Consider the following 14,101-nt stretch of genomic DNA (forward strand, 5'->3'; position numbering starts at 1 on the left):
TATGAATTTATAGATCGAACGGAGATTTCTCCTCGGAAGATTCCACAAGGCCGAGGATACAAACCAACGAGAGGGGCAACGGGCCAACTACGGGACCGGTTTTCGGCGCGCGAAGATTTTTCTTTGCATTCGATAAGACCGCTATTTAGTATCGCACCGCCAGTGTCGCCTGCCCGGCATAGCTGCTCTGCATGGCAGTGTCCGTCGCGCACGCTCCCGCGTTGAGTCCGCTCCCGCTGAGAGTGTTACATCCCATGTCGCATCCACATCCATCCTGCCGGCGCGAGGGCTTGCGCGTCGACCGGCGCACTGCCACGCGTTCGCTAGCGCTTGAACCGCTCGAAGCGCGCCGCCTGTTGGCCGTTTTCAATGTCAACGACGTGGCCGGGCTGACCGCCGCGGTCAGCACCGCAAACCACAACGGCGATGCCACGAACACGATCAATCTCGCAGCCGGAACTTACACGCTAAATGCCAGCGCCGGCGAATTGCTGCTGCAGGATCTAAACAGCTCCGTCGCGAGTAAAGCGTTGACCATCGTCGGTGCCGGCCAAACGAAAACCGTGATCGACGGCGCGTCGGCAACCCGCGTCTTCGAAATTGCGAGCACACCTGGCGCGACGAGCTCGGCCCTCATCGAGCACCTGAGCATCAACCACGGCAACGCCACCAACGGTGGGCAGCTAGGCACAAGCGCGGCGCTGGGTGGCGGTCTACTCATTGACGGCGGCAGCGTCACGCTCAGCGATGTAGCCATGAGAAGCGACCAGGCAAACGCCGCCGCTGGCGCAGCCGGCATCGGCGCCTTCCATGGTACGGACGGCGGCGCAGGCCAAAATGCGCGTGGCGGCGCGATCTATCTCGCCGCCGGCTCGCTGAATCTCTTCGGCTCGTTGATCGATCACGGCGTGGCCCAGGCCGGTGCAGGCGGGAACGGAGGTAGCGGCGGCATCAGCGGAGCACCGCCGATGCATGGTGCGGCGGGAAGCGCCGGTCCCAACGGCGCCAACGGTGCCATTGCGACCGGACAAGGACAGCCGGGCCAAAACGGCTTGCCGGGCACGCCTGGGAAAAATGGCATACCTGGAGGGAATGATTCTGTGCTGGTCGGGCAAGGTGGTCGTGGTGGCGACGGAGGCGATGCCGCCGGCGGCGGTCTCTATGTCGCGGGGGGGCAACTCACCATCGCGAACACGACCTTCCAAAATAACTCGGTCTTAGCCGGTCATGGCGGCGTGGGAGGCGTTGGCGCTCAGGGCAATCAGCTTGCCGGCGGCGCCGGCGGCGCTGGCGGCCAAGGGGGCAGCGGCGGAGATGGCGGGCACGGCGGACCAAACACAGGGCCTAACCCCGCCGGCAATGGTGGCAACGGCGCGGCGGGTGCGGCCGGCGGTCTGGGTGCCACCGGCGGACTCGCTGCCAACGGCGGCAACGGAGGGACCGGTGGTAATGGAGGCGATGCCGAAGGAGGTGCGATCTACCTGGCCGGCGGCAACGCGACCATGCAGACCGGCACCGTGCAAAACAACTATGCTTGGGGCGGACGCGGCGGCGCGGGCGGAGCCGGAGGCGCAGGGGGCAACGGTGGATCGGGCGCACGCGGCGGCAACGGTGGCCGTGGTGGCTCAGGCGGCGCGGGCGGCGGTTTTGCCTCGCAAAGCCAAGCACATGGCGGCAGCGGTGGTGATGGAGGCAACGGCGCGGCGGGCGGACTCGGCGGCAACGCCCGGAATGGCGGTGATGGTGGAATCGGCGGGCTCGCCGGGACTGCGGCCGGCGCCGGCCTCTTTGTCGCCGGCGGATCGCTCACCATCACCAGCTATTCGATTACAGCCAATCAAGCAGCCGGCGGCATCGGTGGAGTGGGCGGCGCGGGGGGCGTAGGCGGACGAGGTGGTAATGGCGGCCGCGGAGGCGCCGGAGGGGATGGCGGCCGTGGCGGCTCGGGAGGACTCGGCTACAACGGCCCGATCGAACAACAGAATGGCGCGCCCGCCGGCGATGGCGGCAATGGCGGCAACGGGGCGGCAGCCGGCAATGGCGGCAACGGCGGAGCAGGAGGCGCAGGAGGCGCAGGGAACACCGCCTTCGGCGCGGGCATTGCCGTGTTTGGCGGTTCGGCCGAACTCGATAAGGATGCGCTTTTTATTAATAGCGAATTTGGCGGTGCCGGAGGGCCAGCCGGAGCGGGCGGCGCCGGAGGCGCAGGCGGCCACGGTGGCGCCGGAGGCTCAGGCGGCTCGGGCGGCTCCGGAGGGGACGGGGGAACGAGCTTCCACCGTGGCTGGCTTGTTGGTAGCGGCGGCCAAGGCGGCAATGGCGGTGCTGGCGGGCAGGGGGCGCAGGGAGGAAACGGAGGAAACGGTGGGACCTCGGGACTTTCAGGGACCGGCGGCAGCGTTTTTGGCGGCAGCATTTACCTTGGTGGCGGCGCCCTGCAGATAGGACTGGGAACGACTTACACCGGCTTGCAAGTTGCTGCCAGTGGCGGTGTCATCGGCGCACAGGGCGCCGCGGGCTCAGGCGGTGCAGGGGGCACCGGCGGACTCGGCGGCAGTGGCGGACGCGGCGGCCTGGGGGGCCATCTCGTTCCCCGAGCCAATGGCTTCCGCGCGGCGGGCGGTGGCGACGGCGCCCAGGGAGGGACAGCGAGTGGTGGAGCACCGGGAGTCGCAGGCGGGGTCGGTGGTATCGGCAAAGCGGGTACGGCCGCCGGCAGTGGCATCTATGTCGCGGGCGGCACGATTACCACCGCCATGCCCGCCACGCACATCGGCGTGCTATCCCAACCGCCGGCCAGCGTACACGCCGGCTCAACTTTCTCGCTACAAGTCGCCGCCGAAAATAGCAGTGGCGTTCCCGACCCAACCTATAACGGCCCGATCTCGGTAGCAATTATCACCAATCCGGGCGGCGGATCGCTCTCGGGAACGGTGACCGTCAACGCAATCAGTGGAGTGGCGACGTTCAACGATCTGTCTATTTCGCAGCCCGGCAACGGGTACAAATTGATTGTCGCCACGGCGGGACTGACGTCGGGCTTCACGCAACTCTTCAACGTCACCAGCAGCACCTCCGGTGTACCGCCAACCGTTACCCAGGTGCTTGCCAGTGGCACGACCTGGTCGGCTTCGTTCTTGACCGCCTTGCAGGTGGCCGGGCACGGGAATGGCACCGGCTACGTCATCCCCGCCGGCGCAACACAACTGAACGCGCTTCCCTGGGCGAACGTCAATCAGATCGAAATCTCGTTCAGCAAGGATGTGAGCGTCTCCCAATCGAGTCTCGACCTCAGCGAGTTAGGAAGTACGATTGCGACGACTGGCTTCCGCTATTTTCCAGCCACCTTCACGGCGGTGTGGACACTGGCAAATCCGGTCGGCGCCGGCACATTGAATCTCGTTTTGCACTCGACCGGGGCAAGCGCGGTGAAGGACTCAGCCGGCAACGCGCTCGACGGTGAATGGACCAACGGCGTGAGCGCCTATCCATCAGGCAACGAAGTGGCCGGTGGGGATTTCAACTTCGGGATTCGCGTGTTGCCGGGCGACGCGAACGGCGACGGCATTGTGAACAGTCAGGATTTGGCCGCAGTCACGGTGGGCTGGCTTACCTCTGGCGTGGTCGGTGACGTGAATGCCGACGGCATCGTCAACTCGCAGGATCTGGCGCTGATTGCCTCGCAATGGCTGGCAAGCGTGCCGGGGGGCACCGCTGCTCAGGCGAATACTTTCCGTGGCCAAAGCTTGATGGCCATAAATCTACAAACGGGGAATAGTGCCGCGGCCACCGGCATGGACGTCGGCGTTAGTGCGCCGGCGGCTACTGCCACGGTACCCGACGTGTTGGCGGCATCCACAAGCGGTGCAACGGAGACGTCGAATGTCGTACGTGCCACCATCGTCGTCGGCGCTGCTGAGCCCGCTGACTCACCGGCCGCGCAAGTTGTGCCAACTGCGTTGATGTTGCCTGAAACTTCGACGGCCGTACCGCCGCCTGCCGAGCATCTGGCATCGTTTATCTCAAGCGCGGGCAATAGCACTTTGTCTGCGCCGAACAACAACATAAGCTCGTCCGAGACCCGCGCCCCGTTCGACGGCCTTGCCGTCCTCGAAGAGCGGATCGGGGGCTGGATAGCCTCGCAGTCGGGTGAGTTGGGCCCGGCGTCGCTCGAGCTGTCCTCGCTTGGGGATAACCACCGTTGGTCGCTGGATGACGACACGCTCGACGCGATATTGGCCGCGCGTTTCGCGGTTAGATCTTAGCGGGCCTTGGACGTGGCGCGCCGGCGTTTGTGCCCATGGCTACGCGACGCTTTGCTGCCTTCGGCTTCTTCGCCTTCGGGGCTTTCGGCTTCGACGTTGATTTGCTCGGCAAGCTCACTGAGCTTTCTGTCGGTCGCGGCCTCTTCGTCGAGCGTCTGTTGCAGAAGATTGCGAGCTTGATCCTCGCCGAGCAACTCGGCGTACGTGCGCACGCAGCCGTAGCCGGCGATCTCGTAATGCTCGACGCGCTGCGCGGCGGCAATCAAACCCGCGTCAAGGACTTCCGGCTCGGCGTCTTCTTGCAGCAGTTCCTCGCCTTCCTCGATCAACCCTACCATGGCCTTACACGTTTTAGCCTTCGCCTTCTGCCCGAGCAGCTCGAATACTTGCTCCAATCGTTCGGCATGTCCCTTCGTCTGCTCGAGATGATCGAGAAAGCCTTGTTGCAAATCCTCGGAATGCGCTGCCTTTGCCATTTTCGGCAGCGCTTTGATCAACTGCTTTTCCGCGCTGTACAAATCCTTGAGCTCGTCAACAAAGAGTTCCTTCAGCGTTGCCATCTTCATGACCTACCAATCCTTTCAGGGCCGCCGGCGGCCACTCCGAATAAAGGTTCGCATTCCTGAGCCGTGAAACCAGGAGCCGAGCTGCTGTTAGCGCCACCGATTGACGAGGCGCATGGTCAACCCGAAAACGACGCCCGCGCCGACGGCCATCGCCAGCGTCTGCAAGGGTCGCGCGCGAATCGAGTCTCGGGCGCACTCCGCCAGGTCGGTCACCTGAGCGCGGCCGGCGTCGAAGACTTCGTGCATCTGTTCGCTCATGCCATTGAGGGCCTCGCGCCCGGCCGCCGTTGCCTCGCGGCGCACCGCCTTGACAGCTCGTTCTCCATGCTCGGCAGCATTACGCACGTGCTTACGGCTGTTGCTCGCCATTTTGAGATTCTCCGTTGATTCGAGGTTGGTTCTCTAAAAAATCCTGGGCGCTCACGAGTCGCGATTGATCTGTTTCGCGCGGTCCTTTACCTTCTCGACGACCTTCTCCGCGGCCTGCTTCACCTTGCCGGCGGCCTGATCGATCTTGCCCTCGCGGCGCATTTTGTCGTTGTCCGCGAGCGCGCCGGCGGCCTCTTTCACGCGACCTTTCACTTCTTCTGCTTTCCCAGCCATGATCTGCTCCTCTCGAATTCGTTGTTGGTATCGGACGACAGGATGCCCGTCCCTCTCATGGATTCGGTGGTATTGCAAGTCATGTGCCAGAGCAACATCGCGGAAAACTTGCCGGGCAATTTCCGGTTCTCTGGCCGATCGTGAGGCCCTACTGGCCGTCGGCACGCCATTCCGGTTTCGCTGCGATGCTGGCACCGGAGCCAGGTAAGTCGATTTTTTCGGAACAACTGACTGCTCGGCATCGTGTATCTTGGGAACAGGTTGATTCGTCGAGCGAGGGGGTTGTAACGGTGACAGCGCGTCTTGTTGTTCTGCTGTGCCTCGTGATTGCCGCGCCGGTGAGTTGGGCCGAAGAAGTCGCCACGGTCGACATCGATCTAGTCGATCAGCAGCCGATCGAGTACCCGACGCATCATGTGCAAGGGCTCGCCGTCACGGCCGATTCTTATTGGATTTCCAGCGTCGACCGCCGCGCGCGCGTCGGCTTTGTCTTCCGCGTTGACCGCGCCACGGCCAAGCTGGCAGGCAAACGCGAATTGTCGTTCGACGCCCAGTTTCATCCGGGCGGGATCGAACTCGCCGGCGATTCTTTATGGGTTCCCGTGGCCGAGTACCGGCCGCGCTCGACGAGCACGATCCTCAAGCTCGATGCGCAAAGCCTGGAAACCCAAGCGTCGTTCACCGTCGACGACCATATCGGCTGCCTGGCCGTCAACGCCGGGGGCCAGATTACGGCCGCGAATTGGGACGCCCGAACGTTCTATCGCTTTACCGCCGACGGCAAGAAGCTGGGCGAGACCGCCAACCCGCGGCCGACGGCTTATCAAGATCTGAAATCCTGGGGCGAGCTCCTCGTCGGTTGCGGCACCGAGAAGGTTGAGGGGCAGGTGCGGCCCGTCGTCGATTGTCTGCGCCCCGACACGCTGGCGCTTGAGGCGCGCTGGAGGCCGCGCGGCACGCTCCGCTCGGGCGGCAACAATTTCTGCCGCGAAGGCTGCGCGATCTTTAAAGGAGCGCTTTTTCTGATGCCGGAGGACGGTCCGCAGACGACCATCTATCAGTTCGCGGCGCCACGACCGTGATCGAGAAGTTCGGAGGAGCATGCGAGGCACTTTCACGTTACGTGCTAGCAGCGCTTCGCCCCGCCATGGCGGGGCATGCTCGGCACTCGGGCACGAATCGTCTGTACCCCGCGACGCTTAACGGCTAAGCTTTTCGCCCTGCGCCACCGTCTTTCCAGCCACCCATCTCGCGACTCGCTTCCCCGCCGAGCGATTTCAAGGAGCTGCGATGTGCCGTCATGCCCGGATTCGTCCCCCGCGCCACTTAGCGATCATCGGCATCCTCATCGCAGGCTGTGCGCTGCTATCCGCGGGCACACGCGCCGCGGCGGCACCGGCTGGGGCAAGCGTTACCGCCAAGGCCGAAGGTGCGGCGCCTGCCTCGCCCTCTACCTTGGAAGAAACGCTCGTCAAGCGCAAGGAGTTGGCGGCCCAGATCGCGGCGCTCGCTCAACAAGATCCGCAGGGCGCCAGTGGCAATGATTCGCTTGACGTCTCCGACAGTGAAGACGAGCTGGAATTCCTCGAGGTCCTGGATGGCGTCTATGGCGAGCAGCAAGCCCGGCTCGAACAGCGGCAGGAGCTCACGGCCGAAAAACAGCGCGTACAGGCGGATCTCGACGCGCTGCGCAAATACGGCGCGAGCGAGACGAAGCCGTACTCGTTCTTGCTGTTGGAGGATCTGCGAGACGAACTTGCGGCGGAAGAGGATCGCGAAAACGTCAACAACGCCGATTTGAAGCAGGCCGCGCAAATGATCGAGGCGGCGCAGGCGCACTTCAGTCAAGCAGAACGCGAGCGGCGCCGCATCCAAGAAACCATGGCCGAAAACAAGCGTGCGGACCAGCAAGCTGCGCTCGCCCACGATCTGAAATTGGCCGAGCGCGAAAGCCAGATTGCCAAAGAGCTGATCACGGTCCGGCAACTTGAGGTCGATGTAAGGGCGTTGCGGCGCGACGTGTCGACCGTGCGCAAGACGCTGTTGGCCGAGAAGGTCGCGTTGATCGGCCGCGACGTTCGCTTCACCCGGCAGGACGTGCAGGACCGATTGAAGGCGCTGACTGCCGTCGAGGCGGGGTTGAACGCGAAGCTCAAGCAAGTCCGCGCGAGCCGCCGCAAGACCGAGCTGGAGCAAACAGCGTCTCTTAAGCAGTTACATGATAACAAGGCTGCACGCGCGGTCATGGATCTGGCCGCCGAGTCATGGCATGTGGCGCGCGACGCGCAGCAGATCGAGATGTCGCTTCTGAACGAATGCCTCGGCGACACTCGGCGACTGCGTCATTATTGGGAATGCCGCTTTGCGGCCGAGACTGGCACGGCCACGCCCGCCGAGCTGGCCGAATGGCGCGTCACTTTGCAGGACCTGCTAACCGAATTGGGCGATCGGCAACGGTCCCTGGCCCAGCAAATCGAAACGACCCGCGCCAGCCAGGCGAAACTCGTCCAGCGCATGCGCGACGACGAGGACGCCGACATCAAGAAATGGGGCGAATTTCAATCGACCCAATGGCAGTCGCTACGCGAGGTGTGCGAAACGAACGTCGTGCAGCTCCAGGTCACCCAGCGCTGGGCGGAGCGGTTTAGCGAGGAGCTCGATGCGCGGCTGAAGCCGCAGCACGCGGACAGTTGGCGCACCAAAGCCGAGGAGCGCTTCTTGGTCGCCTGGCAGTGCGAAGTGTTCACGGTCAACGATCGTCCGATCACGATTGGTAAAATCGTCACGCTGATTTTCTGGCTGTTTTTGAGCGTCTTCGCGGCCCGTGTTTTGAGCCGCTTGTTGGGCCAGCAGATCCTGCCGCGGTTCGGCCTCAACGAGGGAGCCTCGCACGCCATCCGCGCCATGGCTTTCTATTCGTTAACGATGCTCTTTGGCGTCCTGTCGTTTCAGGTCGTGCATATCCCGCTTTCGGCCTTCGCGTTTTTAGGCGGTGCCGTGGCCATCGCCGTGGGCTTCGGCAGCCAGGACATCGCCAATAATTTCATGAGTGGAATCATCCTGCTCGCTGAGCAGCCGATTCGCGTGGGCGATATCGTGATGGTCGACACCGTGCAAGGCACTGTTGAACACATCGGCCCGCGCAGCACGCGCATCAAGACCGACGCAAATCATGAGCTAGTCGTGCCGAACAGCAAGCTCTTGTCGGATAAGGTGACCAACCTGACCCTGTCCGACAGCCTGATCCAGACGACCGTCGCGGTGACGTTGCCGACGAAAATCCCGGTGAAAGAGGCCAAGGGACTTCTCCTCGCCGCGGCGCTGTCGCAGCCGGCGGTGCTGCACGCCCCTTGTCCCGTCGTATTGTTCAAACAGTTCGGGACGACGACGATGGACTTCGAGCTGCATTTCTGGCTGCAATTGCGCGACGAGATGCAGGCGGCGATCGCGCAGAGCGACGTGCGCGAAGCCATCAACGAGCTGTTCCTGGAGCAAAACGCACAAGCGGCGATCAGCACGCCCACAAGTGCGGTTTCGCCCGCGGCCAGTCGCGCGAGCGCCGCATAAGAGAACGGTCGCCGATCAACTCAGCGTCCGCCGTCGTGCGCGGCATTCACCGCCGGCTTCGGCCGATGGCCCATTTGGATCTCGACCATCGTGCGATAGCGACCGCTCGAAGCCATCAAGTCGTCATGCGTGCCGCGTTCGACGATCTCGCCGTCGACCAGCAGCACGATCAGGTCAGCGTGCATGATCGTGCTTAAGCGGTGAGCGATGACGAAACTGGTGCGCCCCCTGAGCAGCGTGTCGAGGCTTTGCTGGATCAGCCGCTCGCTTTCCGTGTCGAGATTGCTCGTGGCCTCGTCCAGGATGAAGATGCGCGGATCGGCCAGCACGGCCCGGGCGATCGCCAACCGTTGCCGCTGCCCACCGCTGAGCTTCACGCCCCGCTCACCGATGAGCGTGTCGTAACCGTCCGCTAGCGACACGATAAACTCGTGCGCGTTGGCCACGCGGGCCGCTTCTTCGATTTGTGCGGGCGTCGCGTGCCGCGCGGCGTAGCCGATGTTGGCCGCGATCGTACCGTCGAACAGGAAAATATCCTGCTCCACCACGCCCAGCAATCGGCGATAGCTTTCCACATGGATATCGCGCAGGTCGACGCCGTCGAGGGATACCGAGCCCTCGACCGGATCGTAGAACCGCGCCACCAGGTTGCAAAGCGTGGTTTTGCCGGCGCCGCTCGGTCCGACCAAGGCGATCATCTGGCCCGGTCGTGCGTCGAGATCGACGTTGCGCAGCACGTATTGGCTTGTGCCCGGGTAATGGAAGCTAACGTCTCGCAATTGCACGTGGCCGGCGACCTCATCGCGAGCAATGTCTCGCGCGCCAGGACGCGACGGCATCTCGCGCGGCTCGTCCAAGAGATCGTAAACCCGATCCAGACCGGCCAGATTGTTCTGCAGTGTCGTGGCGCTCTCGGCCAATACGGCCAGCGGTTCGAGCAGCATGACCAGATACACGAGGAACATCATCAGCTCGCCGACCGAAAGGGCGCCGGAGAGCACCTGCGAACCGCCGTAAATCAACAACAGCGCCGATGCACCGGGAATCAGCACGGCCCACACCATTTCGACACCGCGCGACCACCACCAGGCCAAGAGCTCGTGCCGGGCCATGAGGTTGCCTCCGCGCGTGAAGCGGGCCGTCTCGCTATGGCTGCGCCCAAAAGCGCGCACGACACGCATCCCGCCAAAGGCCTCGGTCGCGTGACTGTCGATTTCTTGCCGTTGCCGGCGGATCTCGCGGAACTGGGGGCGAATGCGTCCGATCCAGGTTCGGTGCGTCACGAAAACCGTGGGAATCACGACCAGCGAGCCCAGCAACAACCGCCAATCGACCCAGGCCAACACCGCCAGGCTGGCCAAGAGCTGAATGACGGCGCGCCAGGGGTTGTAAATCATGTTGAAGACCAGGTCGCCCACGCCACCCGCGTCTTCGCGCAAGATGCTGGCCACGCCCCCGGACTTGATCGCATACACCCGATGCAACGGCAGTCGTACCGCATGCGCGAAGACGCGCTTGCGCAGATCGACCTGAAGTCGCTTGACCGTCACCGTGGCCAGGTACCGCCCCCAGGTGTTGACCACCAGCGATACGACCGAGATCACGAACACGCCCAGCGCCAAAATCAAAAGAGCGGGCATGCCGGTCGCCGGCAGATGCCAGCGTTCGACGAGCGGCAGCGGCTTACCGGGAAACACGTTGTCGACGACCAGCTTCGTCGCCGCCGGAGGCACGAGCTTCAAGAGCGTCGAAACCGTCAACGTCGCCAGCGCAATTCCTAACGATAGCCGGTGACCACGGGCTAGCGACAGAAAATGCCGCACCAGCAACCAGGCCGAGCGATGGGAGCGGCGCGATGATTGCGGCGCACTGCCATTTTTCTCGGCTGCGCCGTCGCCGTGACGCTCGGCGCGTAATCGCTTCCGGTACTCGGCGAAGCGGGCGCGACTGGAAGAGCTACGTGTTTTCATCGGACGTTACTTGGCCCTTTGCGGAATAGCGCCCTCCACGCTCGTGCGTTCCTGGGACGGGGGCGGCCGCGGTCTGAAGTATTTTAGCGCAGTGCGGCTGGTTTGGCGCATCCGACCAAAACAACATGCCTGAAGCCGCCGGAATTGTGGTGAGAAGGGCAGTCGGACGCTTTGATCCGTCAGGGCTTGTCGCGGCCCGCGGCGCCCGGTTTTTGGATGGCAAACAGGTGGTGCTCGCCGCGAACCAGCAACTGGCTGCCGGCTAACCCGGGCGTGGAAAGGAACATTTCCTCATCCCCCAACGAGTTGACGCGCAGCACCTCGAAATCGTCGCCGGCTTTGATGACGAACGTGTCACCGAACTCGCTTAAGCAAAAGATATTGCCGTTGGCGGCCCAAGGAGACGCCGTGAACGCGCGGCCGTTGGGTAGCCGCTTCCGTTCGTATACCGCCTTGCCGGTCTGCGCATCGTAGCAGGACAGAATTCCCAAATCGGTCAGAGCGTAAACGCGGTCCTGGAAGTAGAGCAGCGACGGATTGTACGGTGCCGCGCGGCGCAAGCACCAGGCAACGAAATCATTGTTCGATGCGTCCGCAGCCAGCGAGATATCCCCCGCCCCTCCCGGACGCACGGCCACGATGGGCCGTTTACTGCTCAGCACGTGGCCCGATGCCAGGTACAGCAAATTCGGCCCGGCCAGCGGCGACGGGATCGAATGGGCCGACATGTCACCGAGATGCCACAGCAGTCGACCATCAAGATCGTACGAGCGAACGACACCGCTGCCCGAGATGACTAGCTCGCTGCGCAGCGCATTGTGCCAGAGGTAGGGGGTCGACCAGCAGCTTTTCTCGGGCCGCGCGACGCGCCAATTCTCGGCGCCGGTCTTGCGATCCAAGGCCAGAAGAAACGATTCGTCCTCGTTGTCATTGAGAACCAGCACGTTTTCGCCGTACATGATGGGCGAACTGCCCGTGCCCATCCCGTCGGCCGTCTTGTAGCTTCCCAACGTGCGCGACCAGAGAGGCTGGCCGTCAAAGTCGTAGCAGAACACGCCCAGGTTGCCGAAATAGGCGTACACGCGCTCGCCGTCGGTGACGGGCGTTTCCGAAGCGTAGGTGTTCTTCAAGTGAACCGACTGCGGGGGCACGCCTTCGTGCGCGACACGCTCCCACAACAAGCGACCATCGGTCCGGTCCAGGCAGTACACGTACCACTTGTGCGGCACCGAGGGCGCCACTTTTTGATCGCCACCGAAATACAGGCCCCGTTTGCGCTCGGCCTGGTCCTCGGCGCTGGTAACACTCGTAAGAAAGACGCGCTTCCCCCAAACGATCGGCGACGACCAGCCGCGGCCGGCGATGGCCGTCTTCCAGGCGACGTTCTCGGTCGCGCTCCAGGTGTCGGGCAAATCGGGATGATCGGCAACACCGCGCGCACCCGGCCCGCGGAATTGCGGCCAGTTGTCGTCCGCAATGGCAAACGCGCCCGGCGCAACCGCCGCGGCGGATACCAGCAAAGCAAATCTGGCGAGGCGAGCGATCATGCACGTTCCCCGAAACGCGGCTCCCAGGCCCTAATGTAACCCGCGACCAGAGAGCGGGACAGCCAGCGCTAGCGCCCCAGATACGCCCTCAGAGGCTGATGCCGCTTTTGCTGATGGGCAGATCGACCCACACGCGCGTGCCGCATCCGGGTTCGCTATGCACATCGGCGCGGCCGCCGAACAAGCGAGCCCGCTCGATCAGCCCACGCAGCCCGAAGCGCCCTTCGGGAACTTCGGCGCGATTGAAACCGACGCCGTCGTCGACGATCGTCAGCACGACCCGCTCATCGACCTGGGCCAACTCAACGTGTACCTCCGAGGCCTGGCTATGGCGGCGGGCGTTGGTCAGCGACTCCTGCACGATGCGAAACAGCGTTCCTTCCAGCAGGGGCGGCAAGCGCGAGAAACGCACATCGTGCGAGAAGGTCATGTGTGGGCCCGCCTCGGCTTGACGCTCGTTGATCAGATACTCGATAGCCGCCAGGATGCCCTTGTCGTCGATGACCATGGGCCGCAGGTTGGAAACCATACGTCGTCCCTCGCCGATCGCTTTGCGCAGCGCGCACTCGATGGTTTCCAAGCGGGCCATTAGACAGGAATGCTCGGGAGACAAGCGGGGGCGTATCGATTCGACCAGCATCTTGGCCCCGACCAGATCTTGAATGAACCCGTCGTGGATCTCGCACGCCAGCAGGTGCCGCTCGCGCTCCTGCAAATCGAGGAGCCGTTTCAAGAGCTTTCTCTCCATCCGCAGGCTGTCTTCGACGTTGCGTTGTTCGGTAATGTCTTCGGCGATGCCCGCGACCCGTGCGGCCTGTCCGTTGGCGCCGCGGCTGATATAAGCCCGATCCCGAATCCAGCGCACCGCTCCGTCGGGGCGTACGATGCGATACTCCGCTTGAAAGGACCCGGACTCAAGGGCCGCGTCGAACGAGCGCTTCACGCGATCAGAATCATCAACGTGCACGGCGTCGAACCAGCCGCGGTTTTCCTGGTAGAACTCCTTGGCGCTTCGTCCCCAGATGCGCTCATAGGCATTCGTGACATACAGCAGGCGGCGATCGATGGGGTTCAAGAGCCAGAAGACCTCGCGCACGTTCTCGGCCAGTTGGCGGAACCGCTGCTCGCTCTCGGACAGTGCTTCTTGCACGCGGACGACGTCGGTGACGTCGCGCGCAATCACCAGCGCTGTCTTCTCTTGCTGGCTGGCAAGAGGAACAACCCGGACGGACCGAATCGTGCCATCCAGCCAGTGCGTCTCGAAACAATCGGATTGACCTAGCTCGCAGCATCGTGCAAGCGCGTCGTGACAGCGAGGATGGTCGGCGCTGGATAGGAGGGCATAAAGATTACCGCCCGGGCAACCGGAGCGCGCGGATTGACCATTATTGCCATACGAAATGTTGCCCTTTCGATCGACGGCCAGTATCGTGAGGTCGTCGTGGGCGGCGAGCGCGGCGAGCATCGCTTCGGCATCAGGCGGTGAACCAATATCCCGCTCGGGGTTCCTGGCATCGTTGTCCGTCATTCGATCAAGCATGGCCCATGCCTCTCGCGCGGCGTCGTCCCGTGCGCCGCCCGAA

Annotated in this window: 9 protein-coding genes; 3 read left to right on the plus strand and 6 right to left on the minus strand. The window is 63.5% G+C overall.

All coding sequences use genetic code 11. The features are described from left to right. The first annotated feature begins 254 nt into the window (after positions 1–254). Positions 255–4,265, plus strand: a complete 4,011-nt coding sequence (locus VHD36_18410) for a dockerin type I domain-containing protein (GenBank protein HVU89306.1) — start codon at positions 255–257, stop codon at positions 4,263–4,265. Here VHD36_18410 and VHD36_18415 read toward each other — a convergent pair. The 3 genes from VHD36_18415 to VHD36_18425 form a co-directional block, all read right to left on the minus strand. Then, the gene (locus VHD36_18415) at positions 4,262–4,831 is read right to left on the minus strand and encodes a ferritin-like domain-containing protein (protein HVU89307.1); all 570 of its coding nucleotides are present in this window, start codon (positions 4,829–4,831) and stop codon (positions 4,262–4,264) included. The two genes, VHD36_18410 and VHD36_18415, sit on opposite strands and share 4 nt — an antisense overlap. Positions 4,832–4,918: 87 nt before the next feature. Continuing rightward, the gene (locus VHD36_18420; protein HVU89308.1) at positions 4,919–5,200 is read right to left on the minus strand and encodes a hypothetical protein; all 282 of its coding nucleotides are present in this window, start codon (positions 5,198–5,200) and stop codon (positions 4,919–4,921) included. Positions 5,201–5,251: 51 nt separating this feature from the next. Beyond that, positions 5,252–5,434 (minus strand): CsbD family protein, encoded by a 183-nt coding sequence (locus VHD36_18425; GenBank protein HVU89309.1) that lies wholly within the window; start codon positions 5,432–5,434, stop codon positions 5,252–5,254. Positions 5,435–5,724: 290 nt separating this feature from the next. Between VHD36_18425 and VHD36_18430 the strand changes: the two genes are divergently transcribed. Both VHD36_18430 and VHD36_18435 read left to right on the plus strand, forming a co-directional pair. Then, the gene (locus VHD36_18430) at positions 5,725–6,516 is read left to right on the plus strand and encodes a DUF6454 family protein (protein ID HVU89310.1); all 792 of its coding nucleotides are present in this window, start codon (positions 5,725–5,727) and stop codon (positions 6,514–6,516) included. A gap of 208 nt (positions 6,517–6,724) precedes the next feature. Beyond that, the gene (locus VHD36_18435) at positions 6,725–9,001 is read left to right on the plus strand and encodes a mechanosensitive ion channel domain-containing protein (GenBank protein ID HVU89311.1); all 2,277 of its coding nucleotides are present in this window, start codon (positions 6,725–6,727) and stop codon (positions 8,999–9,001) included. Positions 9,002–9,021: 20 nt separating this feature from the next. On the opposite strand, the gene VHD36_18440 is transcribed toward VHD36_18435, so the two are convergent. The 3 genes from VHD36_18440 to VHD36_18450 form a co-directional block, all read right to left on the minus strand. Then, positions 9,022–10,971, minus strand: coding sequence for an ABC transporter ATP-binding protein (locus tag VHD36_18440; protein HVU89312.1), 1,950 nt, complete (start codon positions 10,969–10,971; stop codon positions 9,022–9,024). Positions 10,972–11,150: 179 nt separating this feature from the next. Then, a complete protein-coding gene (locus VHD36_18445; GenBank protein ID HVU89313.1) occupies positions 11,151–12,518 on the minus strand; it encodes a PQQ-binding-like beta-propeller repeat protein in 1,368 nt (455 codons plus the stop codon). 88 nt (positions 12,519–12,606) lie between these two features. After that, positions 12,607–14,058, minus strand: a complete 1,452-nt coding sequence (locus VHD36_18450; GenBank protein ID HVU89314.1) for a PAS domain-containing protein — start codon at positions 14,056–14,058, stop codon at positions 12,607–12,609. Positions 14,059–14,101: the final 43 nt, after the last annotated feature.

The organism is Pirellulales bacterium, assembly GCA_035546535.1.
GTDB lineage: Bacteria > Planctomycetota > Planctomycetia > Pirellulales > JACPPG01 > JACPPG01.